Below are 26,775 nucleotides of genomic sequence, written 5' to 3'. Positions count from 1 at the left end.
GCTCAAAAATGGCCACATGTTCCGCTCGCCGCAAAATAAACTGCAACCTGGCGAAGGGCTGCGTTTCAAACAAGACAACATAAATAGGGCGCGCGGCCTTTCGACCCCGCGCCCCGAGTTCACCCGGGCCTTTAGCGCCGGGAAGTGACGATGAGATCTTCCTCTTCGTCGCGTTGCGATCCGCCAAACGCTGCGGCGGCAGAGGCGATGAAAGCCCCGATCAGAAGTGACAGCGAGCCGAGCAGGGCCGTGGTGGAGGCCGCCTTGCGTGCCTCATCGGCAGCTTTCTGGGCGGCAACCTTGGTGTCGTCGATACGCTTCAACACCGCATCGACGCGGGTGCGTGCATCGGCTTCGGAAAGACCGGTCCGAGAAGAGACGATGGTGGCAAGATAGGCCTTGTCGTCATCGGGAATCTTGCCCTCGGCGGCGCCGTTGAGCAGGATGCGAGACACCTCCGATGTTGCCGCGGCATCATTGGATGTGGCCGCTGCTCGCGCCTGATCGGGGCGCAGCAGTGCGTCGGTAAAATAGGAAGTGGAGAGATCCACCGGCGAAGTTGCCGACGATGCTGCTGCCGTACCGGCGGCAGTGGCAGTCGATCCCACGGCATGTGCCGCTGAACCCACGGCTTGTGCACCTGCGCCGGCCAGCGAGGTCAGCGACGATGCAAGAAAGCAGGCGACGAAGACTGTCGCCAAAGCCCAGCTCAAGAAACCATGCGCGGTGTCACGGAAGAAAACTTCATCAGTGTGGACAGCCGCCCATTTCGTCCGCAGCCGTCCGGTAATATAGCCTCCGAGCGCCGAAGAGAGCCATTGCACGAGAACGAGCCAGATTGCCGCCGTCACACCGAGTGTCCCGAGCGAACTGCTTTGCCCCGACCAGGGCGACACCATGGTCAGCCCGAGCCCGGATCCGAGCAGCAAAAGGATGAGCGTCACGCCAATGGCTGCCGCGGCTCCCCCAAAGATAGGCCCCCATGTCATAGCCGATTTGGAGGATTCGACCGGAGTGGCAATCTCTCCGGAACCTGTCATTGAAACCGACATATCTGCTCCTATCGCATAAACAGAGCCAGAAGAATGATGATAGGCAGTGGAACACCGAGCAGCCAAAGTAGAATACCGCGACCCATGAGAGACCTCCTGTCAGAAACTGACGTTACGTTGTTAATGCCACTCAACTTTGAACCACGGCCTTTGTTCCCGGCCGGCTTGATCGTCGACGATCTTCAGGCGCGGATGATAAAGATCGACGAAATCTTGGGCGCTCCCGCTAACGCCAGTCGAGCAACGCGCCTATATCTTTGGGGGCAAGATAAATTCCTCCCGCTGCTCCCAAGGGACAGGCACTCATGATGGCGTCACGGCGTAAACTGGAGAAGCATCAATGAACAGATTTCGGGCATTTGTATCAGCCGGAGCAATCAGTCTTGCCGCCATGATCTCGGCCTGCTCGACACCGCCGAATTCATATGGCACGGCATCGGGATATCAGCCGGGAGATTCCATGAACCCGGCCTGCGCCGATGGCTTCCGACCCGGCGACGGCCGTTCGTGCAGCTATTAAAGGCAGGCGGCTCGCGTCTGCACAGAACGGGAGTATGGGGGAGAAGTCAGGCAGGCGCTCCGTAGTCGGGAGCGTTGGCCAATAGGATCGCGATCGAGCCCGGACGTCATTTCCGTTTGATTGTAGCCCCAACGGCAGCGCCGAGCGCAACCCCGAACGTGATGCCGATCGCGACGTCGTCGAACAGAATCGGGCCGACCGCAGCGCCTATTCCAATTCCTATTGCCATACCGAGAGCCATGACTGAGCCTATCCGGTTGCTGTGGCGGAAGTATGTGTTTGAAAAGGAGCTGCGAGCGCGGTTCCCACGCTCCGATGATGAGAACGGCCACGTGATCTCGTGGCAGCGACGTGACGTCAATCTGCCGCCCGACCCCATTCTAAAGTTAATGGCGGTCGCGTCCTGCCTCAGCCTCTACATCATTCGACCGTCAACGCAAAGGCCGGCCGGTTCGTCGTTTCGCTTTCATTAAAGACGAACGCCAGGACGACCAGCCCCGGAGGTATCGCCGTCGATGAAGGCCGGCGCCACGAGGGCTTACACGACCGCGGCCACGCTGTTCTCTCGCGACCTGGATCTTTGGGACTATGCCAACAATGTCACTGGCCGTGAAGGCGCAATGCATCGATCAACTGGTGCACCTTATCGGTTGCGTAAACGATATCCTCGCGGGGCAAGTGCACCGTGATTTCGATCTGCTGCCATCGACCGCCATTGTTTTTCGCGTAACTCACGGCGGCCTGTAGAGATTTGAATTCAACCGCGGGCGCGTCGGCAATCCAGAACTGCACGGTGCAATCGGCTTCGGAATAGTCGGAGAGTGCTTTGAGTGGGTCTAGGGCCATGCGATGGGCTCTACACCCTTGGCGGTTCTTTGGCTACCGCAGGTGAAGCGCCGCTGCTGTTTTCGAGTCGCGCAATCCGGTGAAGACGTCTGCAATGTTATAGTGGTGCTCTGTGCTAGGGCGAAGTAGCGTCTGCCAAGTTCGCAGCATGAGAACTTTTCAGGCCTCTCAGAACGTTGCCGATCGCGGTCTCTTGATGCGGCCACGGGCCAGGAGCGAGTGGTCCACAGGAGCACGGGGTATGACTAGCTTGACCCCTGTCTTGCTTTGCTTGAACCGGATCGTGACCATCACGATGGCAGGCGAGCGACGCCGCTTCATACGGCGCCGCGGCCGGGCGGCTCTCAGCTTTATGGGTGCGCTCGGTTCCTTTCGGCCGCTGCCCAGGCCAACAGCGGGGGGCACTTCACGCCACATTGACGTGACCTCCGCTCCTCCAACACCGATGGCCGGCGCGATCACCACCCCATCCGACACTAGGGCGCGGCGGCTGGTGTCTTTCTGGAAATTCCACAGCGGAGAGCCGTTCATGCCAGGTTAATGCCTATTAACCCAGACTCGGAGCCTGAAAGGATGCGCCGATGAAAAAGCTTTTTCCCGCAGTCGCAGCCACAGTCTTGGCTGCATGTTTTGCCCTGCCGCTAAACGCCACGCCGATCGTCGTGCCGAAACCAGTTGCAATGCACACCGCCGACGTCGAGCAGGTCAAACACCGTCGACACGGCAATGGATATGCGTATGGCCACTGGAAGAACCGCCGGTACGCTTACCGCGACTGCCGGTACTACGGTTCGTGCTACCGTCCGCGGTATTACGGGCATCGCGACTATTACGGCTATCGCGACGATTACGGCTATCGCAACGATTACGGCTATCGTCGTCGGTCAGGTGTGACCGTGTATTTCGATTTTTAGTCGGCAGTAACCCGGTCACAGTCGCGTCGGCCTGACCTCACCACACCACCACAGCAGCCCGTCGAGCAGCAACTCGGCGGGCGTTTTGTTTCCGGCGTCTGAACAAAAAAAAGGTCGGGGGGAGCATTCGACCCGACCTTTCTTTGATTGCATCAGCACGGTGCCAGTTCATCCGTGGTCACCAGCAAAAGCTATCCGATGGATTGAATTTATGCGTCTTGTGGATTTTCGCAAGGATTAGGGGGATGCTGATTTAGGGCTAAAAGTGAGAAGAAAACGCCTGTCTTCGGATTTCTCAACGAAACAGGCGATTAACTTGAAAATGGCTCCCCGGGCCGGATTCGAACCGGCGACCTGTCGATTAACAGTCGAATGCTCTACCGCTGAGCTACCAGGGATCACTGCTTGGCGCGGTGTGAGTGGGCTAATACAAATGCTTGCCCGATTTGCCAAGCGGTTTTTTCAAAAAAATGAAATGAACTTGTATTTGGGATGCCTGTGCCCATCTCTGGGGAATGACGAATCGGAATGATCGCGAACAGACGAGGGCCGGCGAAAGGCCCAAAAAGCGGGCGGGGCGCTTCGGCATCGATCATGCAAGCGGCAGGCTTATGCTCGGCTCCTTCAGCATCGGAATGCCCCGTTCGCGCATCGCGCGGATGGCGATCGGCGTGGCCCTCATTCTTTGCGGGTTCTTAGGCTTCCTGCCAATCTTGGGATTCTGGATGCTGCCGCTCGGCCTCCTGGTGCTTTCGCACGATCTGCCTGTCGCGCGCAGGCTCCGGCGGCGGCTGGTGGTCTGGTGGCACAGGCGGCGGGACCCGGCTGGCTGACAGTCATCTCCAGACAGATTTGGCGAAACCCTGAATGGCTTTTGCCTTCATGGTTTATGGATTGTAAAATGCGAAAACGCGCCAATTGGTCCAGGTGAGGAAATGAAGGCATTATTTATCGTCGTTGTGTCAGCGGCGGCGATTTTTTCAAGCGTTCCTGCCGAGGCCCTCGACAGCCGGGGTTTTGACGCTCGCGGCGTCTGCCGCCGTCCCGAGGGATGCGTGATCGACCAAGGTCAAGGCGGAGGCTATAACGGACCTCGTAACTATCGCAATTTCAACGGCCGGAACGAGCGTGATGGCAGCAACGATCGCCACCGCGACGATCGCCGTTATCGCAATCAGAACAGAACCGACAATGTCGACCCAGCAGCCAGTCGCCTTGCCGCAGGCCCAGCGATTGAGCCGGGCACGCCGCCTATGCGAATTTGGGCCTAATTCGACCTGAGTTCGCTTTCCTCGAACACTCCACTGGGACCCGGATCGAGGCTGGTCACCATGAGGAGGCTGCAGACGGCAAGCAGGAGGACGAGCTTCAGCGCGTGGGAGACCGAGACCGGATGTCGCCCACCCCGTGATACGCGGGAAGGCGCAACATAATAACTGTAATAGAAGTGCGGATCACTCGTTTCCAGCAGGTTCTGGTAGACGTGCGGCGGAATATCCGCATGTTTCACTGGTGGAGAACCCGGGAATTTTACGTGGAGATCCCGGCTGTCGGCGTCGTATGCCGCATGCACGTGCTTCGATTTGAGGGCAGCCCAATCCATTGCAGCTCCTATCACCCTCCCGGGGGCAATATGAGGCCAACAGCACGATCGTCAAGCTGACAATTCGTTTCAAATGCAAACATTGGCAGGAAATAGGGCATCGTCACGGCCATGGAAATCCCAGCCTGCGCCCGCGCCGTTCCGGGATGGGAAAATGGCCTTTTCGGCAGCAGCGGAATGGCGTTTTTCCGAAATGCCCTCTTGCGATTTCCTTATGATCATTCTAAACGCTCGCCACGGCTCAGATAACGAGCGCGTGAGGCCTCGTGGCGGAGTGGTGACGCAGAGGACTGCAAATCCTTGTACCCCGGTTCAATTCCGGGCGAGGCCTCCAAAATTTTCCACACGACGTATACCGCCTGGCTGCGGCCGGTTAAGCGACGAGGCGTCGCGTCTGAAACGCACGGCTACCAGATCCGCGGGCGGGCCGAAAAATCGAACTGCGACGGATTGATTCCCCTGAGGCGGTGAAGCGCCTTCAGGCCGCCCTTGCGGATTTGCGCCTGATATTCCAGATCGCTTGATCCAGACCCGCTACCGATTTCGGGACCAGCGCCGAGCAGCCGTCGCATGGCCCGCGGCGAAACGCCGGTGAAGCTGCGAATGTCGCCGCTGCTGTATTTGATCAGCAGCAGGCGGGCATCGGCATTGTAGTGAAGCGCTTCTATATCACGCGATTTTATCAGAAAGGTTTGCATGCGCACACCCATAGCGAAAGGTGAGGGCGCCGCAACAAAATGGTTGACGTAACGTTAATGTGCGTGAGGCGGTCGAGGCTGGAAGTGCTGGCTACTGTTGGCAACATGCGTAGCGGGCAGCGGGGTCGCGCCGTGATTTCAAACGAACCGAGCGCAAATCAAACCCGCGTCTGCCTGCATGAGATTGCCGCAGACGATATGCCGGGAATATCTCTGAGCGCCCTTCGGCGCCCAATCACTTCAGGGTCGTTTCGCCGTCAAGCAGCCCGCAGCAGAATATGCCGATGAGCGCTGCGACGATGAAAAAATCGAACAGCGAGAAATGCTCGAAAATCGCAGACATTGCCTGCTCCTCCTTATTTCCTCCGTTGAGGATCATAACATGACGGGGCAGGGGATTCCACGTTTGCGTTGCAGCGCTTCAATCCCCCTGTGGCGCGGAAGATGCGCCTGCCGGATTCTTTACGCCGGAGGCTGCCAAGCCTTGAAAGCAACCGTGGCGGGGATTAAGAGACGAAGGATAGGAACCGCTTTCAAGAGCCAGAGGACATGATGGATTTCGAAGCAGCGCGCGCAAAGATGGTCGACACCCAGGTTCGCACGACGGACGTTACCTCGCATTCCGTGCTGACGGCGTTTCTCTCCGTGCCGCGTGAGGCATTCGTGCCGGAGAAGGCGAAGCTGCTGGCTTACATCGACAACGATGTCGAGATATCGGCCGCAGCACCGGGAAAGCCGGCCCGATTCCTGATGGAGGCATCGCCGCTCGCCAAGCTGCTGCAACTGGCCGCGATCACCAAGAATGATTTCGTCCTCGAAGTCGGTTGCGGTACGGGTTACGCATCGGCGCTGCTGTCGATCATTGCCGGCTCCGTCATCTCGCTCGAATGCGATGAGACGCTGGCCGCCGAGGCGAAGGCGCAGCTTTCCGGCTATGCCAAAGTCGAAGTCGTGACCGGACCACTCGAAAAGGGCTACGCTGCCGGCGCTCCCTATGATCTGATCTTCGTCAATGGCGCAGTCGAGGAGGTTCCGGCGGCTCTTCTCGGTCAATTGCGTGATGGCGGCCGTTTGATCACCGTCGAAGGTTACGGCAATGCTGCCCGCGCCAAGGTATTCGTCGCCGAGCGCGGCGCCGTTTCGGAAAACGTCTTCTTCAATGCCTCCGTGAAGCCGCTGCCCGGTTTCGCCAAGGCGCGCGAATTCGTTTTCTGAGGCGGTTTTTCGATGAATTCAGCAACGGGCGTCAATGGGGCCTGTCAGACCGGCTAATAGGCCTGCCTATTTCTCTGTCGCAGATCCTCGGCACAAGGCCGAGGATGACGCCGAGTAAAGAGCAAGGCTTGTCATTAGTGCTCGGTTTTTGTTCGTGCCGCTGGAAAGCCTTCACAAACATGAATTACCCTGATGCCGCCAGGTCGCAAACATCGGGTAACAAAACTGTGCATGGCCGCATTCATTTGATTCGCGATGATTTTTTTCCTGCCTGGGGTATTCTAAGGTCGTGGTGATTCGGGTGAACGCTCCACATCATCCGGTTGTTGTTTTTGGATAACGGGGATTGAAATGGCTCAGCCAGGTGTAGCGCGTGAACCGTCCATGGAAGAAATTCTGGCCTCCATTCGCCAGATCATCGAAAGCAATGAGCCCGGCGCCGGCAAGGCGATCTCCGCATCCCTGCCGCCGGTCTACGGCGCCGATGAGGACGAGAACGGCTCCGAAATCCATCTGACGGTGGATGACACCTATGCCGGCGTGGAGTTCCCCGAACCGGCCATGCGCTCCTCCGATCCGCGTTTCGTCGCCGCCAATTCGGCCGGCACCGCCCCTGAAGCAGAAGTGCCGGCCCGCGCCCTGTCGCTTGCCGATGTCGCCGCCCGCGTGCGCGCCGCCTCCGAGCGCAGCGCCGTGCAGGCCGGTCAGGCACTGCGTGAGATTCCGAGCGGCTTCCGCCAGCCCGAACCGCAGCCGGCAGTGATGCCGGAGCCGCCGCGTGCAGCAGCACCGCAGCCGCAGCCGGCGCAGCCTGGTTTTCCTCCGGCTAGCGTTGCACCCGTTCCGCAGGCGGTGATCGAGCAGCCGGCCGAGCCGGTCTATGCGGAAGCACCGCGGGTCGCAATCGACGAGCCGGCGCCCGCCGTCGAAACAATGCCGCCGGTTTTGGAACCCGCACGGTCGTCGGCCGAACGTTTTCTGCCGAGCGTCATGGACGAGGTCCAGCCGACGCTGCTTTCACAGGATGCCGGTCTGCAGATCAGCCGCTCTTTCGAGGAGCTCGCCGCCGCGATCGACGGTGCGGAGCGCCGCTCGCTGGACGAGATTGCAGAGGATATGCTGCGCCCGATGCTGCGCGAATGGTTGGACGACAATCTGCCGACGCTGGTCGAGCGGTTGGTGCGTGAAGAGATCGAGCGCGTGGCGCGCGGCCCGCGCCGCTGATCGGATTGCTTTTTCCTGAAAAGCCGCTCCGGTCTCCGGGGCGGCTTTTTTATTGACTTGCCGGTAGCCATCCTATTTACAAACGCCATCCTCGAACCTCGAAATTGGTCAGAAAATGCTCGACAAGACCTATGATTCAGCTGCCGTCGAACCCAAAATCGCTGCAAAATGGGATGAGGACGACGCCTTCCGCGCCGGCGCGAACGCCAAGCCCGGGGCCGAGACCTTCACCATCGTCATCCCGCCGCCGAACGTTACCGGTTCGCTGCACATGGGCCATGCGCTCAACAACACGTTGCAGGACATCATGGTTCGCTTCGAGCGCATGCGCGGCAAGGACGTGCTCTGGCAGCCGGGCATGGACCATGCCGGCATCGCCACGCAGATGGTCGTCGAGCGCAAGCTGATGGAACAGCAGCTGCCCGGCCGCCGCGAAATGGGCCGCGACGCCTTCATCGACAAGGTCTGGGAGTGGAAGGCTGAATCGGGTGGCCTGATCTTCAACCAGCTGAAGCGCCTTGGTGCCTCATGCGACTGGTCGCGCGAACGCTTCACCATGGACGAGGGCCTGTCGAAGGCCGTCCTCGAAGTTTTCGTCACACTCTACAAGGAAGGCCTGATTTACAAGGACAAGCGCCTCGTCAATTGGGACCCCAAACTCCTGACTGCCATTTCCGACATGGAGGTCGAGCAGCACGAGGTAAAGGGCCATCTCTGGCATCTGCGCTATCCGCTAGAGCCGGGTGTCACCTACCAATATCCGATTGCATTCGACGAGGAAGGCAAGCCGACCGAATTCGAGACGCGTGACTATATTGTCGTCGCGACAACGAGGCCGGAGACGATGTTGGGTGATACCGGCATTGCCGTCAACCCCGAAGACGAGCGGTATGAATCGATCGTCGGCAAGCATGTCATCCTGCCGATCGTCGGCCGCAAGGTACCGATCGTCGCTGATTCCTATGCCGATCCGACGGCCGGCACGGGCGCGGTGAAGATCACGCCTGCGCATGATTTCAACGACTTCGAGGTCGGCAAACGCGCGAAGCTGCGTACCATCAATGTCATGAATGTCGATGCCACGATTACCATCAAGGAGAACGAGGACTTCCTCGAAGGTCTCGACAATCCGGCAGCGCTGCATGGCGCCTGGGACCGTCTGGAAGGACAGGACCGTTTCTTCGCGCGCAAGATCATCGTCGAGATTTTCGAAGAGGCCGGCCTCGTCGACAAGATCGAGCCGCACAAGCACATGGTGCCGCACGGCGACCGCGGCGGCGTGCCTATCGAGCCGCGGCTGACTGAACAATGGTTTGTCGACAACAAGACGTTGGGACAACCCGCGCTGGAATCCGTTCGCGAGGGAAGAACCAGGTTCATTCCCAGGAACTGGGAAAACACCTATTTCAACTGGCTGGAGAACATCGAGCCGTGGTGTATTTCTCGCCAGCTCTGGTGGGGGCATCAGATTCCCGCCTGGTATGGCCCGGACGGCCAGGTCTTTGTCGAACAGACAGAGGAAGAGGCGCTGCAGGCGGCGATCCAGCATTACCTCTCGCATGAAGGACCAATGAAGGCTTATGTCGAGGACCTGCTCGAAAACTTCAAGCCGGGCGAGATCCTGACGCGGGATGAGGACGTGCTCGACACATGGTTCTCCTCCGCGCTCTGGCCATTCTCGACACTCGGTTGGCCGGACGAAACGCCGGAACTCGCACGCTATTATCCGACGAGTGTTCTGGTCACCGGTTTCGATATCATCCCGTTCTGGGTCGTTCGCATGATGCAGATGGGCCTGCATTTCATGAAGGACGAGAATGGCGATCCTGTCGAACCCTTCCATACGATCTACATTCACGCGCTGGTGCGCGACAAGAATGGGCAGAAGATGTCGAAGTCCAAGGGCAACGTCATTGATCCCCTGGAACTGATCGATGAATATGGCGCCGACGCGCTGCGTTTCACGCTGGCGATCATGGCGGCGCAGGGCCGCGACGTGAAGCTCGATCCGGCCCGCATCGCCGGCTATCGCAACTTCGGCACAAAACTCTGGAACGCCACGCGCTTCGCCGAGATGAACGGTGTCAAGAGCGACCCGCATTTTGTGCCCGAGGCGGCCGAACTCACCATCAACCGCTGGATCCTGACGGAGCTTGCCCGTACGGAACGTGACGTTACGGAAGCGCTTGAAGCCTTCCGCTTCAACGATGCCGCCGGCGCGCTCTATCGCTTCGTCTGGAACGAGGTCTGCGACTGGTATCTCGAGCTCCTGAAGCCGGTCTTCAATGGTGAGGACGAGGGTGCCAAAGCCGAGGCCCAGGCCTGCAGCGCCTATATTCTCGAAGAGATCTACAAGCTGCTGCATCCCTTCATGCCCTTCATGACCGAAGAGCTTTGGGCCCATACGGCAGGCGAGGGCAAAGAGCGCGACACCTTGGTCTGCCATGCCGAATGGCCGGCGCCCTCCTATGCCGACGACGCGGCCGCCGACGAGATCAACTGGCTGATCGACCTCGTCTCCGGCATCCGCTCAGTACGCGCCGAAATGAACGTACCGCCGTCGGCGACAGCCCCGCTCGTCGTCGTCAAGGCCAACAACCTGACGCGCGAACGTCTGTTCCGCCATGACGCCGCCATCAAGCGGCTTGCCCGTGTCGAGGCAATATCGCTGGCCGACGATGCGCCGAAGGGGGCTGCTCAGATCGTCGTCGCGGAGGCTACCATCTGCCTGCCGCTCGGCAATCTGATCGACCTTTCCGCCGAAAAGGCCCGTCTCGAAAAGGCGATCGCCAAAATGGAAGGTGAGATTTCGCGCATCAACGGCAAACTCTCCAACGAGAAGTTCGTCGCCAACGCCAATCCCGAAGTGGTCGAGGCCGAACGCGAGCGCCTCGACGAGCTGAAGGGCCAGATCGCCAGCTTGAACACTGCCCTCTCCAGGGTAAGCGAAGCCGGGTAAGGTTCATCGCCCGTTTTGGTATTTTATTTCAAAGGCGCGTCCCTCCTCGGGCGCGTCTTTTTCATTGGTTTCGGCGCGCGTGATTCGGCCTGAAAGCGGCTGATTTCAGGCGCTGAGCCTGTGGATTACGGCTGGACGGACCTCCTGGGGGTGAAAACTGCCACTGTTGTCGGATTGATACAGCTTCTGCAATGTTTGGAATGAAAACCCAAAAGCCCATCTTAAAACCGATAACCTGGGAATAAAATTTTATTAACCAGATTTTTTGACGTGTCCGTCAATTTCTTTACGTAAGCTAGTCGCTGCAATGCCTGGAAGCGCTGCCGTGGCGCGCGTTGCCATGTCGAGCGAACACTTACTAGAGTGACGTGACATCAATTGCTGGAGTGGGGGAGACACAATGGCATCGCGTAGGTTTTCCAAGGGCGTAACGTCGCTCGTTCTTTTTTCGTCGCTTGCATCGCCGTCCTTCGCCGGCGGTCTGGAGCGCGGCGGATACAATATCGACCTTCTCTTCGACAATTCGCGGTTCTCGGTGCAATCCGGTGCGACCTATGTCATGCCGCAGCGCAGGCTGACGAACGTCAAGGACACCAAAGCCTCGGACGGCCTCGGCACCAACGGCGTCGGCGGTGGTTCGACCACAGCGGATGAGACGGAGGATTACTGGGTCCCCTATCTCGGGGTAAAGGTTGGTTTCGGAGACGCCATCGACTGCTTGGGCGATTATTCAACGCCCTTCGGCGCACACACCAATCCCGGCACTGATTGGCTGGGCGTCAACAACAACATCGAAACCAAGATCAGCACCCGCAACTACGGTGCCACTTGCTCCTATCGTTTCGACATGGGTCCCGGACAGCTTCGCCTGATCGGTGGCGGATTCTACCAGACGGTCGAGGGGTTCAAGACGCGCCTCGTCGCCCCGATCACCACTCTGCCGGCCGCACTAATCTATGACGGCACTGGCCGTCTGGACCTTGCCGACCAGGCTTGGGGATGGCGGGCGGGCGTCGCCTACGAAATCCCGGAATATGCCTTTCGCGCCAGCCTGGTCTATAACAGCAAGGTCAAGTATGACGATCTCACGGGCACGGTCGACTTGACCGAGGTGCCGAAGGCCGTCAGTCCCACCAATCCCTACCTCGGTATCGTCACGCCCGTCTACGGTTCGGCCGAAGCGCCCGATTCCGTCGAGTTGAAGCTGCAGAGCGGCATTGCCCCCGACTGGCTTGCCTTCGGTTCGGTCAAGTGGACGAACTGGAGCGTGCTTCAGTCGATCGCCTTCTGCCCGAAGGCCACCAAGGGCGTCGTCGCCTGCAACGCCGGCAGCCAACTCACCTCGCTCGACCTCTTGTATCGCGACGGCTGGACGATCAGCGGCGGCGTCGGCCACAAGTTCAACGACCAATGGGCAGGCGCCCTCAGCCTGACCTGGGATCGCGGCACAAGCCAGGGCTACGGCGCCCAAACCGACACGTGGACGCTTGGCGCAGGTGTTTCCTATACGCCGGTCGAAAACGTCGAATGGCGTCTGGCCGGTGCGCTCGGCATCATGACCGCCGGTGAATCCGGCACCTTCGTCTATAACGGCAAGACTTACGGCGACGACGTCTCTTATTCCTTCGGCGACGATCTGGTGGCGGCGCTTTCCACCAGCGTAAAGATCAAGTTCTGACCCTGCGTCCCAAGTAGAGGTTTGAGAGCCCGGCAGTCTGCCGGGCTTTTTTTGAGCACTCCGTAAGACAAATGGACGTTCTGATTTGTGACGATTCAGCAACACTTTTTTACGACGATTGCCGTAAGGTGGCAGCGGGGTGAAATTGTCCATTTCCCGCCACAAAGAGGGCGCAGCGCTATTTGCGGGCAAGGTGATGGGCAGGCTTACGGTGCGTGTAAATAGTAGCATGGGTCGATTTTTTTCCGGCAACAACAGATCGCGCGATACGATTGGCAACAATCGTTTGATTGCGGCCGTTTCGCTTTCTGCACAAGGCTGTTGCGACCGCCAATCCGGTCTCACGGCGGCGCCGTCGAGCCGTTCTTTGTTGTCGTTTTCGGCCCGCTCGGATGAGCGGCACGGCTTTCCTGGAGATGTCGATACCGGTTTCGTCACATTTGTTGTTTACGATTATGGTGAAGGCGGGAAGGCGGATGCCGCAACTGTCGAAAGCCTGCCACGGAGATTGCTGTCGGGCCATGCCGTGAGCCGGGTGGTTCTGAATGATGCGCTGAAAATTCGGCCTTCGAGAGAGGGCCAGTGGGCTGGATGCGACGCGGGCAAAGGAGCCATGGAGCTCGCCGCGGGATCGCTCGCCTCGAAGAAATACATCCGCGGAATGCACAGCGCGAGCGCCGCTGCTTCCTGCCTGCGATGAGCGAAAGAAATCGGTTGAAATGGTGACGTCCGAGTTCAGACTGTTCAAATTCATGCTGATGGGCATGTCGATGGCCGTAGCGCTGGCGCTGTCCGGCCCGGTCCGCGCATTTGACATCAAGGCGGGCGTCAGCAAGGAATCCGGACCCTTCGACCTCTTCAAGTTCGGCTTCAAGGCCTATAAGAACGGACAGAAGGAAGAGGCGGTCGAAGCCTATAAATACGCTGCTGAAAAGGGGCACACCGGCTCACGCTGGGCGCTCGCCAATATGTATGCCGATGGCGACGGTGTCACGCAGGATGATTTCGAAGCCTTCAAGATTTACAGCGAAATCGCCCAGCAGGGCGTCGAACCGGGCTCGGAAGATACCGGCTTCTTTGTCAACGCGCTGCTGTCGCTCGCCAATTATTACAAACACGGCATATCAGGCAGTCCGGTCCGGATCGACCTCAGCCAGGCGCGCCAGCTTTATTTTCAGGTGGCCTCCACCTTTGGCGTCCCCGAGGCGCAGTTCCAGCTGGCGCAGATGATGCTGGCCGGCGAGGGCGGCAATTCCAGCCCGCAGCAGGCGAAGAAATGGCTGAACCAGGCCCGCAAGAGCGGTCACCCAGGCGCCATGGCGGTCTTCGGCAATATTCTTTTCGACGAGGGCCAGACGGCCCGCGGCCTGGCGCTGATGACGGCCGCGCTCGACCGCTGCAAGCCCAAGGATTGCAGCTGGATGGAAGCGCTGCAGGAACAGGCCTTCTCCGTTGCCAATGAGGCCGACCGCCGCACGGCGGTATCCCTCTCGCACAGCATCGCAACTAGCTCCGACGACTAGTATCAAGGCGAAAAGCCTCAGGCCGTGAAATCGAAATAAGCGATGACCGGTACGTGGTCGGACGGCTTTTCCCAGGCCCGCACGTGTTTTTCGATTGCAGCCGACGTCATCCGGTCGGCGGCCTCAGGCGACAGCAGCAGATGATCGATGCGGATGCCGTTGTTCTTCGGCCATGCGCCGGCTTGATAATCCCAGAAGGAATAGAGCTGCGTCGCATCCGTCGTCACGCGCACGGCATCCGTCAGCCCGAGATTTTCGAGCCGGCGGAACGCCTCCCGCGTCTGCGGCAGAAACAGCGCATCGCTTTCCCAGACCTTGGGATCGAAGCAGTCGTGCGGTTCCGGGATGACATTGTAATCGCCGGCAAGGACCAGCATCTCCTCATAGGCCAGCCGCTCGGCTGCAAACGTCCGCAGGCGCTCCATCCAGGCGAGCTTGTAGGGATATTTTTCCGTGTCGACAGGATTGCCGTTCGGCAGGTAGAGGCAGCAGACGCGCAGGATACGTGTGTCGGGCAGGGTGAACACCGCTTCGATGAAGCGGGATTGTTCGTCCAGCGGATCGCCGGGCAGGCCGCGGTTCACTTCGGAAGGTGAACTCTTCGAGAGAATGGCCACACCGTTGAAGCCCTTCTGACCGTGCGTCTCGACGTGATAACCGAGCGCCTCGATCTCGAGCCTTGGAAAACCTTCGTCGACCGTTTTGATCTCCTGCAGGCAAACGATATCCGGATCGGAATCCTTGAGCCATTGCGTAAGATTGTCGATGCGCGCCTTGACGCCATTGATGTTCCAGGTCGCGATCTTCATGGCTCTGTCCCGTTGCGCATAATGCATGTCGCCCAGAAATGTGCAGCGGTTCTGGATAACGGCATGCATAAAAACAAAAGAACTAAAGCGCGCCGCATGAATCAGCTTCGAGGCGGTGCGCTTTAGTGCGCTTCTTTTATCGTGGTCTTTCGTCGTCGGACAAGACGGTAAACCGGCCGAAAGCATTATCTTCGGCCGGTTCGATGGGGAGAACGCAGTGCGTTCGGATCTTCAGATCGAGAAGCTGGTGCCACAACCGCAGCTTGCCACTGCGTTCGGGTTCTTGATCTGGAAGGATTGACCGAGCAGATTGTCGACGAAGTCGATCTCGGAACCCGCCATGTAGACGAGCGAAAGGCTGTCGATCAGCACCTTGGCATTGTTCTTTTCGACGACGACGTCGTCGTCATCAGCGCTGTCGGCAAGGTCGAACTTGTAGGAAAAGCCCGAGCAGCCGCCGCCTTCGACGGAGACGCGCAGCGCGCTCTTGCCGGCCTCGGCGCCGACGATCGCAGCGATACGCTTTGCTGCGGCATCTGAAAGGGTTACACTCGTATCCGTCATGTTTCCTCCTGCCGGGGTCAAGATCCGGAGAGAATGGGTTTTGGCACTCGAATATTCAAATGCCTGATATCAAACAAACTTATCATGATCTTCGTAAAAAGGCCATGATGCGCCGAGGTGGTTGAGAAAGCACCTCTTTGCCGTTTCTTCGGGCTATAGGTATGAAGAGCGCAAAGCGGCGTCAATGGGCAGATGCGGCAACATGCAGGATGACGGTGAACAATGACGATCGATAGGCGTGCTTTGGGTTTCGGCAGCGGTGAAAGGGCGGTCTATGCGGCCGACCCCTGGACGACGCGCGGACGGCTTTATCAGGAGGATGAAAGCCCGACGCGCTCCGACTTCCAGCGCGACCGTGACCGCATCGTCCATACCACCGCCTTCCGACGGCTGAAGCACAAGACCCAGGTCTTCATCGCTCAGGACGGCGATCATTACCGTACCCGGCTCACGCACACGATCGAGGTGGCGCAGATTGCCCGCGCGCTCGCCCGCGCCCTGAAGCTCGACGAGGATCTGGCCGAGGGCGTGGCGCTCGTGCACGATTTCGGCCACACGCCGTTCGGTCATACCGGCGAGGACGCGCTGCACGAGGTGCTGCTGCCCTATGGCGGCTTCGACCACAATGCACAATCGCTGCGCATCGTGACCAAGCTGGAGCGGCGTTATGCCGAATTCGACGGCATCAACCTGACATGGGAAAGCCTCGAAGGTCTGGTCAAGCACAATGGTCCGCTGCTGACGCCCGAAGGTGTCGGCACGCGCGGTCCCGTTCCACAGCCGATCCTCGATTATTGCGAGCTGCACGATCTCGAGCTTGCAACCTATGCCAGCCTCGAGGCCCAAGTCGCGGCGATCGCCGACGACATCGCCTATAACACCCACGATATCGACGACGGCCTGCGCTCCGGCTACCTGACTTTCGATATGCTGGAGGAAATCCCGTTTCTCGCCGGGCTGATGGCCGAGGTCAGGGCGCGATACCCGCATCTGGAGCCGAGCCGCTTCACCCATGAGATCATGCGCCGGCAGATCACCCGCATGGTCGAAGACGTGATCGGCGTCGCGCAGGCACGCCTTTCCCTGCTGCGCCCCGAGAGCGCAGCCGACATTCGCGGTGCCGACCGGGTTATCGCCACGTTTTCCGATCACATGGCCGAGACCGACAGGCTGATCAAGGCGATGCTCTTCAAACGTATCTACCGCAATCCCGATATCATGCGCATCCGTGCGGGTGCGGCGCAGATCGTCACCGATCTCTTTGCCGCCTACATGGCCAATCCCAAGGAGATGCAGAGCCACTACTGGGTCGATCATATCGCCGGCCTGTCGGATGCGCCGAAGGCCCGCCATGTCGGCGATTATCTCGCCGGCATGACCGACACCTATGCGATCAGCGCCCACAGGCGATTGTTTGACCAGACTCCGGATTTGCGATAGGCAGCGGTCGCCCCGCCGAAGGCCGATTTAAGCCTTTGGCACAGCCTATGCATGGAAGAGTGTGATGAACCTTTTTACCGACTTCGAAGCCAGGATCAAAACCGCCCTTGAACAGATCGATCTGGTCAGGGAAAAGCGATCCGAGCTCGATTTCGGCCGCATCGCCGTCGAGCCGCCACGTGACGCGAGCCATGGCGATGTCGCGACCAATGCCGCCATGGTGCTGGCAAAACCGCTCGGAACCAACCCGCGCGCGCTGGCCGACATCATCATCGCCAAGCTCAGGGAGGATGCCGACATCGCCGAGGTTTCGGTCGCCGGCCCGGGTTTCATCAACATCCGTCTGGCCGTCGGCTACTGGCAGCGGCTGCTCGCTGCGATGATCGGCGCGAGCATCGATTACGGCCGCTCGACGCTTGGTGAGGGCCGGAAGGTCAACGTCGAATATGTCTCGGCCAATCCGACCGGCCCGATGCATGTCGGCCATTGCCGCGGTGCCGTCGTCGGTGATGCGCTCGCCAACCTGCTCGCCTTTGCTGGTTACGACGTCGAGAAGGAATACTATATCAACGATGCCGGCTCGCAGATCGACGTGCTCGCCCGTTCGGTTTTCCTGCGCTATCGCGAAGCGCTCGGCGAAAAGATCGGCGAAATTCCCTCGGGTCTCTATCCAGGCGACTATCTCGTGCCCGTCGGCCAGTCGCTTGCAGCCGATTACGGCGTACGGCTGCACAACATGCCGGAAGACCAATGGATGCCGATCGTCAAGGATCGCACCATCGATGCGATGATGGTGATGATCCGCGAAGACCTGGCGGCGCTGAACGTCCATCATGACGTCTTCTTCTCCGAGCGCACGCTGCATGCCCATGGTGCAGCCGCGATCCGCACGGCGATTAACGACCTGACCTTCAAGGGCTATGTCTACAAAGGCACGCTGCCGCCACCGAAGGGACAACTGCCTGAGGATTGGGAGGATCGCGAACAGACGCTGTTCCGCTCGACCGAAGTCGGTGACGATATCGACCGGCCACTGATCAAGTCGGATGGCTCCTACACCTATTTCGCCGCCGACGTCGCCTACTTCAAGAACAAGTTCGACCGCGGTTTCGACGAGATGATCTATGTGCTTGGCGCCGACCATGGCGGCTACGTCAAGCGCCTGGAAGCGGTTGCACGTGGCGTTTCGGACGGTAAGGCGAAACTGACGGTGCTGCTCTGCCAGCTCGTCAAGCTGTATCGCAACGGCGAGCCGGTGAAGATGTCGAAGCGCTCGGGCGATTTCGTTACGCTTCGGGAAGTGGTCGAGGAGGTCGGTCGTGATTCGGTGCGTTTCATGATGCTTTATCGCAAGAATTCCGAGCCGCTCGACTTCGATTTCGCCAAAGTGACGGAACAGTCGAAAGATAATCCGGTTTTTTACGTGCAATATGCGCATGCCCGCTGCATGTCGGTCTTCCGGCAGGCGAGGGAGGCTTTTGGCGACCTCGATGTTTCGGCCGCCGAACTGGCGCAAACCGTTGCAGGCATTGGCGATCCGGCCGAATTGCAGCTCGTCGCCAAGCTCGCCGAATTCCCGCGGATCGTCGAGGCTGCAGCCCAGTCACAGGAGCCGCATCGGGTCGCTTTTTACCTCTACGACCTCGCTAGTTCTTTCCATGCGCACTGGAACAAAGGTAAAGATCAGCCGGAATTACGATTTGTTAATGATAAAAACCGAGAATCAACTATTGCCAGACTTGGGCTGGTGTACGCCGTCGCGTCGGTTTTGAAGTCGGGACTTGCCATTACAGGCACTGCCGCACCGGACGAAATGCGATAACGTCACCATTTCCCCACAATGCGCTGGCAATTCAGAGTTGGCGTTTGCGAGTGGGATAGGCATGGCTGATAAACAACTTGCGTATGATACGCGCGGAAAAGATGACCTGTTTGCCGACGATGATCCGTTGGCCGAACTTGCCCGTATCGTCGGCTTCGAACCCCGTGTTGCAGCAAACACGATAACCGAGCCCGCGCGGCAGGAGCCCGCCCTCGATCTCGAGGACGAGCTTGGCCGCGAGTTCGACCGTTACGATTCGCCACATCCGCTCGCAGAGCTCGACCGGCCAGCCGAGCCGATCTCTGACGACGTCATCCCCGAAGATTACATTGAGCCCGTTCTCGATGTTTCTCCGGCTGCCGAGAGGCCGGAGGTTGCAGAGCCGGTTTCCGTCGCCTCCGTTGAGGCTGAGGAAGCAACTGTGCCTGCAGCAAGCAACTGGGATGCGCCCGCCGCCGACCCGGCGGCTTGGCCGCAGCAGCTTTCCGTCGAGCCCGCTTTCGAGACGCCGGTGCAATCGGCTATCGGCGGTGCCCGCGACCTGATCGAGGAGCTTGAGCTGTCGATCGGTGCTGCTCCGGTCTCTTCGCTGCCGCAGCCCGCCAAGGCGCCGCAGTGGTCGGCCGCCAGTATCAGGTTGCCGCTTGCCAATTTCCACGCCGCGAAACGCGAGGAATCGGTTGTTCCGCCGAAGCCCGAACCTGTGGTCGAAGCAGCCGCAGCGCCGGTGGCTGAAGCGCATTCCGCCGATCTGCCCGCTGCAGAGCCGCAGCCCGTAATCGAGCAGTCCGCCCCCGCCGTCGAGCAGTTGGCCCCCATCGTCGCTGCCGAGCCGTCCGAGGAATTCGAATCCGCGTCTCCGTCGCTCGGCTTCCCCGCCGAGCTCGATCGCCACGACGAGGTGATCGCGTCGGAAGAGGTTGCCGAGGTCGAGGACTTCGTCGAAATCGAAGACGATCTGGAAGATTTCGGGTCCGACGCCGGTTTCGATCTCATTGCCGCCGCCGTCGAAGGCGAGATCCAGGCCGATGCCGCGCTGACCGAGGTCGTGCCCGACGTTCCGCACACTGCCGGCACTTTCGATCTTGACGATCTGCTCGCCGACGTCTCGCGTTATCCGGTACCGCAACGCCCCAATCCGGCGGCGGTTTCGCCGCAGGCCGAATCGATCGAGGCAGCTCCCGTTGCCGCTGCATTTGTCCAGCCGCAAGTGATCGCGCCGGCACCGGTCGTCGCGGCTGCCGCTCGGCCTGCTCCGGTCTATGCTGCTGAAGCCGTAACGGTCGCGCCGCAGCTTGCCGAGGTCGCTGCACCTCAGCCTGCCGCGACGGCATATTCGCGGGCACAGCAACCTGTACCGGAAGCCGACGATCCCTTCGCCGGCCATGATTTCGAGCTGGATCTTGCCGGCATCGAGCTGGAACTCGCCGATCTCGATTTCTCCGAACCGCCAGAGCTGGCTCCGGCTGAGCCCGTGCCGCAGCTGGAGCCGGCAGTCCGTGCTCCCGAGCAGGCCGCTGCCATCTCGCCTAGGTCAGCGGCCGTTTTTGCGCCTGAGCCACAAATTCCTGCTTTCCAGCAGGCGGCTTCCGCCCCTGCACGGCCCGCTCCGGCTGTCGTTGCTGAGTCCCACGTTCGGGCTCAGGCTCAGGTTCCAACTCCGGCTCCGGCCTTCAACTGGACGCCTGTCGCTGACTCGACCGAAGACTTGCCGTTTGATCCGGCGATGATCTCCGATCCGGAGGATCGTCCTGAGGCTGTCGAGGACATGCACGTGCCGGCGCTACCGCCGGTCGAGCAGCCAGCTCCGGTCGCGAAAACTCAGGATTTCGATTTCGATCTCGACGCGGAGATCGCGAGCTTCTTCGAACCGGCCAAGCCGCGGGAAAACCCGGCGCCGGCCACGGATACGGCTGCCGCAGCGGCAAAGGTGGTCAAGCCCACCATCGCCGATGGCCTCGATGATTTCGAACGGGCGCTGGAGGAGGATTTCCGCCGCAGCGTGCGCGAGCCGGTCGAGCGCCGCGAAACCTCCGAAGTTCGGATTGAGTCGGCAAGCCAGGCGGCTGATTTCAGCCGGGCCCGGTCGATGCGCCGGCTGCTTGCCGGAGCCGTCGTGCTCGTGGTCTTCGCCGGCGTCGGTTACGGTGTCTATTCCTCCGTCTGGAACGGCGAGGGGCTCGGCATCGTCGCATCGGGCGAGCCGCGCGTGATCGCTGCGGACAAGGAGCCGGTCAAGGTCGTTCCGGAAAATCCCGGCGGCAAGACCGTGCCGAACCAGGACAAGGCGGTCTACGACCGTGTTGCCGGTTCTGCCGAGGAGCCGAAGCAGAAGGCGTTGGTTTCTTCCGACGAGGCGCCGGTCGATGTCGTCCAGCGCACGCTGACACCGGAAGCGCTGCCTGAGGACGACGAGAACGCCAACCCGAGTGATCAGGTCACACCGACCGCAGTCGGTGAGACGGAGGATCCTCGGCTGCTGCCGAACCAGGACAATGCCGAAAACGCGCCCGCTAGCGATGCCGACAAGGCGCCGTCCGTTTCGCCGCGCAAGGTCCGCACGATGATCGTCAAGCCCGATGGCACGCTGGTCGCCCGCGAGGAACCAGCAGCCGTCGACCAGCCGGCTGCCCCGGTGACATCGTCTGCTCAGCCGATGCCGGCGTTGACGGCCCCGTCGGCGCAATCGGCTTCGCCGGTGCCGCCGGTAGGCGGAACGGCCGCAAGCTTCCCGTCAAGCGCCGAGGTTGCTTCCGCCGATGCTCGTTCTGCAGCACCTGCCGAAACGACGCCGGCACAGCCGCCGCTGACAGGTGGCGCCGACACGCAGGCTGCAAATCCCGCCCCGGTCCAACCGCCGGTGCGCCCGGTCAAGACCGGGGCGGCGACCGATACCGCTCCGGTTCCGATCGCCCGTCCGGCCGAGCAGCCCGTCAACGTTGTCGGCACCGTGACCGAGAAGGGCAATGTCCGACCGCCGGCACAGCAGCCGAAGACGACTGAGGTCGCGGCCGCAGCACCGGTCGCCGCTCAGCCGCAGCAGGCCGCGTCCGCCGGCGGCTACGGCATCCAGATCGCCTCATTGCCGTCGCAAGACGAGGCGACCAAATCCTATGCCAACCTGTCGAAGAAATTCGCCGGTGTGCTTGGTGGCCGCGCACATGAGATCCGCAAGGCCGATATCGCCGGCAAGGGCACTTTCTACCGTGTCCGTATTCCTGCCGGTTCCAAGGACGAGGCCGCAGCGCTCTGCGAACAGTATCGCGCAGCGGGCGGCAGCTGCCTGATCTCCAAGTAGTCTCGGGTTTGAATGGAATAACAAGAGCGGCGGGCCGGATCGGTCCGCCGCTCTTTTTTGTGCATCGCTTTCGACCTTGCTCGCATTTGGCCGGGCGCCGTCTATGATTCTCAAATGACCGAATCAAAAGCGATGATCCTTGGCTGCAGTGGCCTTTCCCTCACATCCGAAGAGAAAGCCTTCTATCGGGGCGAACGGCCCTGGGGCTTCATCCTCTTCGGGCGCAACATCTCGGAGGCAGGTCAGATTACCGATCTTGTCGCCGAACTGCGCGACAGCGTCGGCTGGCATGCACCGGTGCTGATCGACCAGGAGGGCGGCCGTGTCCAGCGCATCCGGCCACCCATTCTCAAGCGTTATCCCTCAGGCCGGGAACTCGGCGATCTCTATCGCCGCGACCCAGGGCTCGGCCTGCGCGCCGCATGGGCGATGTCGCGGCTGCACGCCTTCGACCTTTCGAGCCTCGGCATCGATGTCGATTGTCTGCCGGTGCTCGATGTGCCGGTCGAGGGCAGCAGCAATGTCATCGGCGACCGCGCCTATGGCGGCGATCTCGAGACCGTCATCGCGATGGGCCGGGCGGCTGCCGAGGGGCTGAAGGCCGGCGGCCTGTTGCCGGTGATGAAGCATGTTCCCGGCCACGGCCGCGGCTTTGCGGACTCACATCTGGAACTTCCTGTCGTCACCGTCTCGCGCGATGAGTTGGAAGCCCATGACTTCCCACCCTTCGTCGCGATGAAAGACGAGTTGATGGCGATGACCTGCCACGTCGTCTTCACCGCCATCGATCCCGATAATCCGGCGACAACGTCGCGCAAAGTGACCGACGGTATCATCCGCGAGCATATCGGCTTTACCGGTCTGCTGCTCTCCGACGACAGCTCGATGAATGCTCTTTCCGGCACGATCGGTCAACGCGCGGCGAATATCATTGCAGGCGGATGCGATATCGTGCTGCATTGCAACGGCCATATGGACGAGATGCGCGAGGTCGTGGCAAATGTTCCGCAGATCGCCGGTCAATCGCTTGTCCGCGCAAAAGCGGTGGAGGCGGGCTTCACGGCAGCAGATGCCGCCGACGAAGCGGAATTGAGGGCAGAATTCGAGGCGATGTTTGCGACGGTCTGATTGTAGAGGAGCAGGGTGGTGAACACGGTCAAGGGCACGGGGCGTCAGCAGGCGGCAACGCCGATGGACAAGCTGTGGCAGGAAAATGGTGCCGAGCGCGCCAGCCACGAGCCGGCGTTGGTGATCGATGTCGCCGGCTTTGAAGGCCCGCTCGACCTGTTGCTCTATCTTGCCCGCAACCAGAAGGTTGATCTGTCGCGCATTTCGGTGCTGGCGCTTGCCGAGCAATATCTGCAGTTCGTCGAAAGCGCCCGGCGCATCCGCATCGAGCTTGCCGCCGACTATCTCGTCATGGCAGCCTGGCTCGCCTTTCTGAAGTCGAGGCTGCTCATTCCCCAGCAGGCCAAGGATGACGGTCCTTCCGGCGAGGAACTGGCGGCAACGCTCGCCTTCCGGCTGAAACGCCTCGAAGCCATGCGCCAGGCTGCGGAAGGCCTCGTCAACCGCAACCGTCTCGGCCGCGACATCTTCATGCGCGGCGCGCCCGAGCATATTCCCGACCGGCAGCAATCCGCTTATGCGGCCAGCCTCTACGATCTGTTGACCGCCTATGCGGCGCTGCGCCAGCGCAATGCGGTCACCCATGTGACGATCGAGAGACGCAGCGTCTGGTCGCTGACAGATGCCCGCGAATTGCTGACCCAGATGATCGGCGAGGTCGGCGACTGGACAGCGATGGAGCATTATCTGCTGCGCTATCTCGCAGCGCCCGAGGAACGCGTCACGGCGATCGCTAGCGCTTTTGCCGCCTCGCTAGAGCTGGTGCGCGAGGGCAAGTTGGAAATCCGCCAGGACGGCGCCTTTCAGCCGTTATACATGCGCCGCGGTCCCAAACACGCCACGCTGCAGGTGGTGGAGCAGGAGCAGCCGGCTTGATCGATCCGAAGAGTGATGAGGATTTCGAGGACGATTTCGAAGGCAGGGGCCGCGACTTGCAGGCGGAGATCGAGGCAGAGCGCATCGCCGAGGCGCTGGTCTTCGCTTCCTCGCAGCCGGTTTCCGAGAGCTTCCTGGCTGAGCGTCTGGCTGAGAATGCTGACGTGCGCGCAATCATGCTGCGTCTGAAAGCGCAATATGCGCCGCGCGGCGTCAACCTCGTGCAGATCGAGGGCGCCTGGGCCTTCCGCACCGCGGCCGATCTGTCCTTTGTCATCCGCCGCGATGAAAACGAGGTGAAGAAGCTGTCGCGCGCCGCACTGGAAGTGCTGGCGATCATTGCCTATCACCAGCCGGTGACCCGGGCCGAAATCGAGGATATCCGCGGCGTTCAGACCTCGCGCGGCACGCTCGACGTGCTGATGGAAGCCGGCTGGGTGCGGTTTCGCGGCCGCCGGCGCACGCCGGGCCGGCCAGTGACACTGGGCACGACACGCGATTTCCTCGACCATTTCGGTCTCGAGGAACTGCGTGACCTGCCCGGTCTCGAAGAATTGAAGGGAGCGGGCTTGCTGTCAGGCCGGATTCCGGCGAATTTCAATATTCCCTCGCCGTTGATGAACGACGAACTGACCGAGGACGAGGACCCGATAACCCAGATGGACCTCGAGGAACTGGGGTTGCTGGCGCCGCGCGGCGCCTCCGAAGATTGAGGGGCTTGCGTCTTGCTTTTGCCATGCATGGCGAAAACAATGGGGGCCGCCACTTTTCGACGGGTCAATGGCTTGTCACAAAGGGCGATACCGTGACATTAAGCGCAGTTCAAAAGGCGTGATGTTGGAAACGGTGTTTGAAATCCTTACATCGTGGGAACAACGAAACAGGGAGTTAGGGTAATGGGTTCTTTTAGCATGTGGCACTGGTTGATCGTTCTGGTCATAGTGCTGTTGTTGTTCGGTCGCGGCAAGATCCCGGAACTGATGGGCGACGTTGCCAAGGGCATCAAGAGCTTCAAGAAGGGCATGACGGACGAGGACGCGCCGGAAACGGCAAAGACCGTCGATCACAAGGCCGACGAAACGAAATAACCAAGTCCGGGAAAAGGCGCTGCCCCCGCGCTTCCCGTCCAGGAGCCTTGCATGTTCGATATTGGCTGGACCGAGCTTTTGGTCATCGCGGTGGTCCTGATCGTGGTCGTCGGTCCCAAGGATTTGCCGCCGATGCTGCGCGCTTTCGGCAAGATGACGCAGCGCGCCCGCAAGGTGGCGGGTGACTTCCGCGCGCAGTTCGATGAAGCGTTGCGCGAGGCAGAGCTTGACGATGTCCGCCAGACGCTCAGCGACGCTCAGAAGCTCAACCCGGTGAATAGCCTGCGCGAGGCGATGAATCCGCTTCGCCAGATGGGCAACGAGATCAAGGCCGACCTGCAGAAGGCGACCGTGGCCCCGGAAAACAAGACCGAGGTGCCGCCTGCTGCGGTCTCAGCCCCGACGCCGTCGATGAGCCTGCCGGAAACGCCGCCGTTGGTGCCGGCGCCTGCGCAGCCTGAACCCGTCGCAGCAGCGATCGTCCAGGCCGAAACGGTTGCCGCCAAGCCGAAGGCCGTACGCAAGCCACGCGCCAAGGCCGCAGATAAGGCCGCCTTTGCCATTGCCGCGCCTGTGGAAAAGCCGAAGCGCACGACGGCAGTCAGGAAGCCTGCAACGCCGAAGACGCCGGTACAGATGAAGAAAAAGGACGAGGCATGAGCGGTGAGTCCGAAGATAAGCCGCAGCCGTTGATCGAGCACCTGATGGAGTTGCGCACGCGGCTGATCTGGTCGATCGGCGCGTTTTTTATCGCCTTCATCGCCTGCTTCTTTTTTGCCAAGCATCTCTTCAACTACTTAGTCATTCCCTACAAGACAGCCGTAATATGGGCGCATCTCGACGTCGAGAAGGCCCAGCTGATCTACACCGCGCCACAGGAATTCTTCTTCACGCAGGTCAAAGTGGCGATGTTCGGCGGACTGGTGGTCGCTTTCCCGATCATTGCCGCCCAGGTCTACAAGTTCGTAGCGCCCGGCCTCTACAAGAACGAACGTCAGGCCTTCCTGCCGTTCCTGATCGCCTCGCCGGTCCTGTTCCTGATGGGCGGCGCGCTCGTCTATTTCTTCTTCACGCCGATGGTCATGTGGTTCTTCCTGTCTATGCAGCAGGCGCCGGGTCATGACGAGGTGGCGATCTCGCTGATGCCGAAGGTCTCGGAATATCTGAGCCTGATCATGACGCTTGTCTTCTCCTTTGGCCTCGTCTTCCAGCTTCCCGTCGTCACCACGCTGCTCGCCCGCGTCGGACTTCTGACGTCGCAATGGCTCGCCGAAAAGCGCAAGTTCGCCATCGTGCTTGCCTTCATCGTCGCCGCCGTGTTGACGCCACCGGATCCGATGTCCCAGATCGGCCTTGCGATACCGACGATCCTTCTCTACGAGATTTCCATCCATGCGGCGCGACTCGTAGAGCGCCAGCGTGCCCGGCAGGCGGTCGAAAAGGACACCGAATCCGCGGACGTTGCCAAGACGGACAGCGTCTGAGCGGCAATCCGGAAATCCTTTCATGAACGCCGTC

26 protein-coding genes and 2 tRNA genes are annotated in these 26,775 nt (G+C 60.5%); 20 read left to right on the top strand and 8 right to left on the bottom strand.

Annotated features, from left to right (window positions below; translation table 11 throughout):
• Positions 1 to 131: 131 nt before the first annotated feature.
• Positions 132 to 1,052: a hypothetical protein gene (locus HJB83_RS25225; RefSeq protein WP_221116311.1), complete on the bottom strand. Its 921-nt coding sequence runs from the start codon at positions 1,050 to 1,052 to the stop codon at positions 132 to 134.
• Positions 1,053 to 1,392: 340 nt separating this feature from the next.
• Between HJB83_RS25225 and HJB83_RS34310 the strand changes: the two genes are divergently transcribed.
• Complete coding sequence (locus HJB83_RS34310) at positions 1,393 to 1,572, top strand: hypothetical protein (protein ID WP_259671102.1); 180 nt, start codon at positions 1,393 to 1,395, stop codon at positions 1,570 to 1,572.
• Between the two features lie 600 nt (positions 1,573 to 2,172).
• Here the strand turns inward: HJB83_RS34310 and HJB83_RS25220 are convergent.
• A complete protein-coding gene (locus tag HJB83_RS25220) occupies positions 2,173 to 2,418 on the bottom strand; it encodes a hypothetical protein (protein ID WP_207583951.1) in 246 nt (81 codons plus the stop codon).
• A gap of 581 nt (positions 2,419 to 2,999) precedes the next feature.
• On the opposite strand from HJB83_RS25220, the gene HJB83_RS25215 reads away from it, so the two are divergent.
• Entirely contained in the window at positions 3,000 to 3,332 is a 333-nt protein-coding gene (locus HJB83_RS25215) for a hypothetical protein (protein ID WP_207583952.1), read from the top strand.
• A gap of 323 nt (positions 3,333 to 3,655) precedes the next feature.
• Here HJB83_RS25215 and HJB83_RS25210 read toward each other — a convergent pair.
• Positions 3,656 to 3,730: transfer RNA gene (locus HJB83_RS25210), tRNA-Asn, on the bottom strand.
• Entirely contained in the window at positions 3,731 to 3,928 is a 198-nt protein-coding gene (locus HJB83_RS25205) for a hypothetical protein (protein WP_207584408.1), read from the bottom strand.
• On the opposite strand from HJB83_RS25205, the gene HJB83_RS25200 reads away from it, so the two are divergent.
• Positions 3,848 to 4,165, top strand: coding sequence for a hypothetical protein (locus HJB83_RS25200; RefSeq protein WP_207583953.1), 318 nt, complete (start codon positions 3,848 to 3,850; stop codon positions 4,163 to 4,165). The two genes, HJB83_RS25205 and HJB83_RS25200, sit on opposite strands and share 81 nt — an antisense overlap.
• Positions 4,166 to 4,267: 102 nt before the next feature.
• On the top strand, positions 4,268 to 4,603 hold the full coding sequence (locus HJB83_RS34305; protein ID WP_207583954.1) for a hypothetical protein: 336 nt from the start codon (positions 4,268 to 4,270) through the stop codon (positions 4,601 to 4,603).
• Here the strand turns inward: HJB83_RS34305 and HJB83_RS25195 are convergent.
• Entirely contained in the window at positions 4,600 to 4,935 is a 336-nt protein-coding gene (locus HJB83_RS25195) for a KTSC domain-containing protein (RefSeq protein WP_207583955.1), read from the bottom strand. The two genes, HJB83_RS34305 and HJB83_RS25195, sit on opposite strands and share 4 nt — an antisense overlap.
• Positions 4,936 to 5,195: 260 nt before the next feature.
• Here HJB83_RS25195 and HJB83_RS25190 point away from each other — a divergent pair.
• A tRNA-Cys gene (locus tag HJB83_RS25190) sits at positions 5,196 to 5,269 on the top strand.
• Positions 5,270 to 5,342: 73 nt separating this feature from the next.
• On the opposite strand, the gene HJB83_RS25185 is transcribed toward HJB83_RS25190, so the two are convergent.
• On the bottom strand, positions 5,343 to 5,645 hold the full coding sequence (locus HJB83_RS25185; protein ID WP_221116313.1) for a KTSC domain-containing protein: 303 nt from the start codon (positions 5,643 to 5,645) through the stop codon (positions 5,343 to 5,345).
• Positions 5,646 to 6,182: 537 nt separating this feature from the next.
• On the opposite strand from HJB83_RS25185, the gene HJB83_RS25180 reads away from it, so the two are divergent.
• The 6 genes from HJB83_RS25180 (at position 6,183) to exoR (ending at position 14,232) form a co-directional block, all read left to right on the top strand.
• A complete protein-coding gene (locus HJB83_RS25180) occupies positions 6,183 to 6,848 on the top strand; it encodes a protein-L-isoaspartate O-methyltransferase (RefSeq protein WP_221132668.1) in 666 nt (221 codons plus the stop codon).
• 351 nt (positions 6,849 to 7,199) lie between these two features.
• Complete coding sequence (locus tag HJB83_RS25175; RefSeq protein WP_221132667.1) at positions 7,200 to 8,072, top strand: PopZ family protein; 873 nt, start codon at positions 7,200 to 7,202, stop codon at positions 8,070 to 8,072.
• A 115-nt stretch (positions 8,073 to 8,187) separates the two neighbouring features.
• Positions 8,188 to 11,031, top strand: coding sequence for a valine--tRNA ligase (locus HJB83_RS25170; RefSeq protein ID WP_221132666.1), 2,844 nt, complete (start codon positions 8,188 to 8,190; stop codon positions 11,029 to 11,031).
• 400 nt (positions 11,032 to 11,431) lie between these two features.
• Entirely contained in the window at positions 11,432 to 12,709 is a 1,278-nt protein-coding gene (locus HJB83_RS25165) for an OmpP1/FadL family transporter (protein WP_221132665.1), read from the top strand.
• 139 nt (positions 12,710 to 12,848) lie between these two features.
• Positions 12,849 to 13,409 carry a hypothetical protein gene (locus HJB83_RS25160; protein WP_246762742.1) on the top strand — a complete coding sequence of 187 codons (561 nt, stop codon included), beginning with the start codon at positions 12,849 to 12,851 and terminating at the stop codon, positions 13,407 to 13,409.
• 19 nt (positions 13,410 to 13,428) lie between these two features.
• Positions 13,429 to 14,232 (top strand): exopolysaccharide production regulator ExoR, encoded by an 804-nt coding sequence (gene exoR / locus HJB83_RS25155; protein ID WP_207583960.1) that lies wholly within the window; start codon positions 13,429 to 13,431, stop codon positions 14,230 to 14,232.
• A gap of 17 nt (positions 14,233 to 14,249) precedes the next feature.
• On the opposite strand, the gene xth is transcribed toward exoR, so the two are convergent.
• Both xth and erpA read right to left on the bottom strand, forming a co-directional pair.
• Complete coding sequence (xth, locus tag HJB83_RS25150) at positions 14,250 to 15,041, bottom strand: exodeoxyribonuclease III (protein WP_207583961.1); 792 nt, start codon at positions 15,039 to 15,041, stop codon at positions 14,250 to 14,252.
• 231 nt (positions 15,042 to 15,272) lie between these two features.
• Entirely contained in the window at positions 15,273 to 15,605 is a 333-nt protein-coding gene (gene erpA, locus HJB83_RS25145) for an iron-sulfur cluster insertion protein ErpA (protein WP_164009248.1), read from the bottom strand.
• Between the two features lie 222 nt (positions 15,606 to 15,827).
• On the opposite strand from erpA, the gene HJB83_RS25140 reads away from it, so the two are divergent.
• The 9 genes from HJB83_RS25140 to tatC all read left to right on the top strand — a co-directional run bounded on the left by HJB83_RS25140 (position 15,828) and on the right by tatC (position 26,741).
• Positions 15,828 to 17,045, top strand: a complete 1,218-nt coding sequence (locus tag HJB83_RS25140) for a deoxyguanosinetriphosphate triphosphohydrolase (protein WP_207583962.1) — start codon at positions 15,828 to 15,830, stop codon at positions 17,043 to 17,045.
• 64 nt (positions 17,046 to 17,109) lie between these two features.
• Complete coding sequence (gene argS / locus HJB83_RS25135; protein ID WP_221132664.1) at positions 17,110 to 18,867, top strand: arginine--tRNA ligase; 1,758 nt, start codon at positions 17,110 to 17,112, stop codon at positions 18,865 to 18,867.
• Positions 18,868 to 18,928: 61 nt separating this feature from the next.
• Positions 18,929 to 22,165, top strand: coding sequence for an SPOR domain-containing protein (locus HJB83_RS25130; protein WP_221132663.1), 3,237 nt, complete (start codon positions 18,929 to 18,931; stop codon positions 22,163 to 22,165).
• Positions 22,166 to 22,279: 114 nt separating this feature from the next.
• A complete protein-coding gene (nagZ, locus tag HJB83_RS25125; RefSeq protein WP_207583965.1) occupies positions 22,280 to 23,293 on the top strand; it encodes a beta-N-acetylhexosaminidase in 1,014 nt (337 codons plus the stop codon).
• Positions 23,294 to 23,311: 18 nt separating this feature from the next.
• On the top strand, positions 23,312 to 24,169 hold the full coding sequence (locus tag HJB83_RS25120; protein ID WP_207583966.1) for a ScpA family protein: 858 nt from the start codon (positions 23,312 to 23,314) through the stop codon (positions 24,167 to 24,169).
• A complete protein-coding gene (gene scpB / locus HJB83_RS25115) occupies positions 24,166 to 24,882 on the top strand; it encodes an SMC-Scp complex subunit ScpB (RefSeq protein WP_207583967.1) in 717 nt (238 codons plus the stop codon). The genes HJB83_RS25120 and scpB overlap by 4 nt, the downstream gene beginning before the upstream one ends.
• Positions 24,883 to 25,065: 183 nt before the next feature.
• Positions 25,066 to 25,257: a twin-arginine translocase TatA/TatE family subunit gene (locus tag HJB83_RS25110; protein WP_064709192.1), complete on the top strand. Its 192-nt coding sequence runs from the start codon at positions 25,066 to 25,068 to the stop codon at positions 25,255 to 25,257.
• A gap of 51 nt (positions 25,258 to 25,308) precedes the next feature.
• Complete coding sequence (tatB, locus tag HJB83_RS25105; protein ID WP_207583968.1) at positions 25,309 to 25,917, top strand: Sec-independent protein translocase protein TatB; 609 nt, start codon at positions 25,309 to 25,311, stop codon at positions 25,915 to 25,917.
• A complete protein-coding gene (gene tatC / locus HJB83_RS25100) occupies positions 25,914 to 26,741 on the top strand; it encodes a twin-arginine translocase subunit TatC (protein ID WP_207583969.1) in 828 nt (275 codons plus the stop codon). The genes tatB and tatC overlap by 4 nt, the downstream gene beginning before the upstream one ends.
• Positions 26,742 to 26,775 lie beyond the last annotated feature (34 nt).

This window comes from Rhizobium sp. NZLR11, from assembly GCF_019685115.1.
Classification (GTDB): Bacteria; Pseudomonadota; Alphaproteobacteria; order Rhizobiales; family Rhizobiaceae; genus Rhizobium.
This window is presented reverse-complemented; position numbering and strand designations above follow the sequence as displayed.

Excerpts from the sequence above, each read along its gene's own strand:
- exoR (WP_207583960.1), top strand. The coding sequence starts at position 13,429 with ATGGTGACGTCCGAGTTCAGACTGTTCAAATTCATGCTGATGGGCATG.
- HJB83_RS25140 (WP_207583962.1), top strand. The coding sequence starts at position 15,828 with ATGACGATCGATAGGCGTGCTTTGGGTTTCGGCAGCGGTGAAAGGGCG.
- HJB83_RS25110 (WP_064709192.1), top strand. The coding sequence starts at position 25,066 with ATGGGTTCTTTTAGCATGTGGCACTGGTTGATCGTTCTGGTCATAGTG.
- HJB83_RS25180 (WP_221132668.1), top strand. The coding sequence starts at position 6,183 with ATGATGGATTTCGAAGCAGCGCGCGCAAAGATGGTCGACACCCAGGTT.
- erpA (WP_164009248.1), bottom strand. The coding sequence starts at position 15,605 with ATGACGGATACGAGTGTAACCCTTTCAGATGCCGCAGCAAAGCGTATC.
- HJB83_RS25170 (WP_221132666.1), top strand. The coding sequence starts at position 8,188 with ATGCTCGACAAGACCTATGATTCAGCTGCCGTCGAACCCAAAATCGCT.
- nagZ (WP_207583965.1), top strand. The coding sequence starts at position 22,280 with ATGACCGAATCAAAAGCGATGATCCTTGGCTGCAGTGGCCTTTCCCTC.
- HJB83_RS25200 (WP_207583953.1), top strand. The coding sequence starts at position 3,848 with ATGACGAATCGGAATGATCGCGAACAGACGAGGGCCGGCGAAAGGCCC.
- HJB83_RS34305 (WP_207583954.1), top strand. The coding sequence starts at position 4,268 with ATGAAGGCATTATTTATCGTCGTTGTGTCAGCGGCGGCGATTTTTTCA.
- HJB83_RS25195 (WP_207583955.1), bottom strand. The coding sequence starts at position 4,935 with ATGGATTGGGCTGCCCTCAAATCGAAGCACGTGCATGCGGCATACGAC.
- HJB83_RS34310 (WP_259671102.1), top strand. The coding sequence starts at position 1,393 with ATGAACAGATTTCGGGCATTTGTATCAGCCGGAGCAATCAGTCTTGCC.
- HJB83_RS25165 (WP_221132665.1), top strand. The coding sequence starts at position 11,432 with ATGGCATCGCGTAGGTTTTCCAAGGGCGTAACGTCGCTCGTTCTTTTT.
- HJB83_RS25205 (WP_207584408.1), bottom strand. The coding sequence starts at position 3,928 with ATGATCGATGCCGAAGCGCCCCGCCCGCTTTTTGGGCCTTTCGCCGGC.
- HJB83_RS25175 (WP_221132667.1), top strand. The coding sequence starts at position 7,200 with ATGGCTCAGCCAGGTGTAGCGCGTGAACCGTCCATGGAAGAAATTCTG.
- xth (WP_207583961.1), bottom strand. The coding sequence starts at position 15,041 with ATGAAGATCGCGACCTGGAACATCAATGGCGTCAAGGCGCGCATCGAC.
- HJB83_RS25130 (WP_221132663.1), top strand. The coding sequence starts at position 18,929 with ATGGCTGATAAACAACTTGCGTATGATACGCGCGGAAAAGATGACCTG.
- tatC (WP_207583969.1), top strand. The coding sequence starts at position 25,914 with ATGAGCGGTGAGTCCGAAGATAAGCCGCAGCCGTTGATCGAGCACCTG.
- argS (WP_221132664.1), top strand. The coding sequence starts at position 17,110 with ATGAACCTTTTTACCGACTTCGAAGCCAGGATCAAAACCGCCCTTGAA.
- HJB83_RS25220 (WP_207583951.1), bottom strand. The coding sequence starts at position 2,418 with ATGGCCCTAGACCCACTCAAAGCACTCTCCGACTATTCCGAAGCCGAT.
- HJB83_RS25225 (WP_221116311.1), bottom strand. The coding sequence starts at position 1,052 with ATGTCGGTTTCAATGACAGGTTCCGGAGAGATTGCCACTCCGGTCGAA.
- tatB (WP_207583968.1), top strand. The coding sequence starts at position 25,309 with ATGTTCGATATTGGCTGGACCGAGCTTTTGGTCATCGCGGTGGTCCTG.
- HJB83_RS25215 (WP_207583952.1), top strand. The coding sequence starts at position 3,000 with ATGAAAAAGCTTTTTCCCGCAGTCGCAGCCACAGTCTTGGCTGCATGT.
- HJB83_RS25185 (WP_221116313.1), bottom strand. The coding sequence starts at position 5,645 with ATGGGTGTGCGCATGCAAACCTTTCTGATAAAATCGCGTGATATAGAA.